Raw genomic sequence first — 1505 nt, 5'->3', positions numbered from 1 at the left:
ACCGGCGTAGAACGCTTCCATATCAGGGGCCACCAGAACGATCACGTGATGGGTCGCAGAATGATCGAACTCGGCTCGGACGAAGGCATCCCTTTCGGCGCCAGCAGCGCCGGCGAGTTGCGTGGTCGCCACCACTAACACCAGCGGGCCGAGAACGAGGTGCACCCCAACGAGAAACCAGCGTCCAGCGCGCAGCGCCGATTACGGACGTACGGCGACGAGTTGCTGGCTGCCGCGGTAGATCAAGATGGCAACGAACAACGCGGTCGCGATACTCGGGAAGAGCATCAGCCGCGCACTGGGCGGGCCAGATGTCAGCACCAACGAGAACACAGCTCCCGGCAGCAACCACCGCAGCGCGGCACGCTCCGTATCGCAAACGGCGGGCTGAACGAGCCGATAGAGGGCAAACGCAATAAGGGCGGCACCAAATCCAAGCACGATAAAAAACGCGGTCGGCACGGCCGGGGCCGCCTCGGGAATCCCCGACAGCGCGAGACCCACCAGCATGGGAACCCGCTGAGCAGCGGCACGCAAGAAACCGACCGGTTCGGTGGTGGGATCGATATACTCCGCCCCGCGAACCAAAGCCGAAAAAGACATAGGCGCCAAGGTAAATCGCGGTGATCGCAACTACCGGAGCGCTCGAAAGCAGGCGAGAGCGGGGCGACGACCGCCCAGGCGGTGCGGGGCCGAACGCGTCAAAAGCCAGCCAGTAGACAACGGCGCCCACACCCGCTTCGCTGCCGAGCAACGCCACCATGATGCCGACCGGGCCCAGCCAGAAACCCGGCTTCCAACCGTCGCGAACGAACCGCACATGGGCGGCGAGGGCGAGCACAGCCGGGATGGCCGCGACCACGAAGTGGCGGGACGAGATCCAGTCGGCGGGCATCACATGATGCGGGTCAACGGCAAAAAGCAGGGTTGCGAGCGTCGCAGCCACTGCCGACGGTCCTGACCGGCGCACACCGAGAGCGACGCGGAAAAACAGGCCCACACACAGCACGAGCGCGGTGTACAGCAACGCCGAGGTGATGTGATAGCCCACCGCGTGATAACGCCAGAGGCCATGGTCGAGAGCAAACACGAGACTCGTCAGCGGCCGACAGAAGTGCATCGTCGCACCCGGATCGCTGAACCACGGAACCGGCCCGTCCCGAATCTGCCGCTCGACCTCGGCACGGTGGGAAGCGAAATGATAAAGGTCGAGCGGAGACCGCTCTGCCAGGGACGGCACCTTGTGCTCGATTTCGACGATCAAACTGTAATCGTCGGCGCAAAAGCCGACCCACAACGCGGGCACGGCGACCACTGCCGCCAACACGACGATTGCGCCGAAAGCTTGCGGACGCCCAAAAAGGTTGAAAAAGCCGATGAATCGGCCCGGAAGTACCGCGACGGCCAACGCCAGACCGGTGTCCGATGAACTCGGGAGTTTCTGACCGGTCGGGGCCGCCACGCGTTTCCGGACCGTCGATACCGCGCACCGACGCACCCCGGGG

General features: G+C 64.5%; 2 protein-coding genes. One reads left to right on the top strand and one right to left on the bottom strand.

The window, feature by feature from the left end; translation table 11 throughout:
• Positions 1 to 201: 201 nt before the first annotated feature.
• Positions 202 to 603, bottom strand: coding sequence for a hypothetical protein (locus ACOJVU_RS17575; RefSeq protein ID WP_421530945.1), 402 nt, complete (start codon positions 601 to 603; stop codon positions 202 to 204).
• Between the two features lie 469 nt (positions 604 to 1072).
• Here ACOJVU_RS17575 and ACOJVU_RS17570 point away from each other — a divergent pair, with 469 nt between their 5' ends.
• Positions 1073 to 1429 (top strand): hypothetical protein, encoded by a 357-nt coding sequence (locus tag ACOJVU_RS17570; protein ID WP_421530944.1) that lies wholly within the window; start codon positions 1073 to 1075, stop codon positions 1427 to 1429.
• The last annotated feature ends 76 nt before the right edge of the window (positions 1430 to 1505 follow it).

The organism is Mycobacterium sp. THU-M104 (assembly GCF_049197365.1).
Lineage (GTDB): Bacteria > Actinomycetota > Actinomycetes > Mycobacteriales > Mycobacteriaceae > Mycobacterium.
The sequence above is the reverse complement of the archived record's forward strand: the minus strand, read 5'-3'. Positions and strand labels throughout refer to the sequence as shown.

Bases quoted from the DNA above. Each gene is read 5' to 3' on its own strand.
- ACOJVU_RS17570 (WP_421530944.1), top strand. From the start codon at position 1,073: ATGGTCGAGAGCAAACACGAGACTCGTCAGCGGCCGACAGAAGTGCAT.
- ACOJVU_RS17575 (WP_421530945.1), bottom strand. From the start codon at position 603: ATGTCTTTTTCGGCTTTGGTTCGCGGGGCGGAGTATATCGATCCCACC.